A 641-nucleotide genomic window follows, 5' to 3' on the forward strand; every position below is an offset into this window, starting at 1 on the left:
TCTAATTTGAACAAAAGGCACCCTAACGGTGCCTTTTGTTTTTGTATAGAGCGGGGTTACATGTCCTGATTCTCTACGTCTAAATGTTTACGTGGACGGAATTCTTACTCAATGAGAATTAGCCGTTCTTTTTATCGAGAATTGGTTATGTTGAATTTCCATTCAATTCTCAAAGAATAAGAATTACCACAAATAAACCCGAGCAAGATTTATAGATACTCGGGCTTTGAGTGAGTTAAACAAACTCCATATCGCTTTGACGAACGCGCTCGGCAAGCTGTTTGTAGCGATCCGCAATCGTGTCACCAAATACAGGGTCGTCTTCGCTCTCTGTCCATAGGCTTTCGACGTGTTGCCAGTCTTCAGTAGTAAAAAGCTCTTCAATTAATGGCAGGATTTTTCTCTCTTCGAGCTCAAGGTGACGCTTTTGCGACTCAATGAAATCTTCTAGCTGAGCAATAAAGATGTCTTGAGGAACAACCGCATCTTGCAAAATCATCTCAATGAGCATCGAAAACTCTTTGGTCTTCTCGGCAAGCTCTTGGTGCTCTTTCTCCAAGTTTTCCATGGTTTGTTGCTTACCGTAATGCTTGAGGAAATGATGGTAGAGAATATCTTCTTTCGGATGATGAATTTTTTCC

Annotated in this window: 1 protein-coding gene; it reads right to left on the bottom strand. The window is 41.0% G+C overall.

Annotated features, from left to right (window positions below; genetic code table 11):
• Positions 1-235: 235 nt before the first annotated feature.
• The coding region (locus R7Q09_RS26395; RefSeq protein ID WP_318143972.1) for a hemerythrin domain-containing protein at positions 236-641 on the bottom strand (406 nt) is incomplete at its 5' end.

It is taken from the genome of Vibrio sp. 2130-1 (assembly GCF_033339515.1).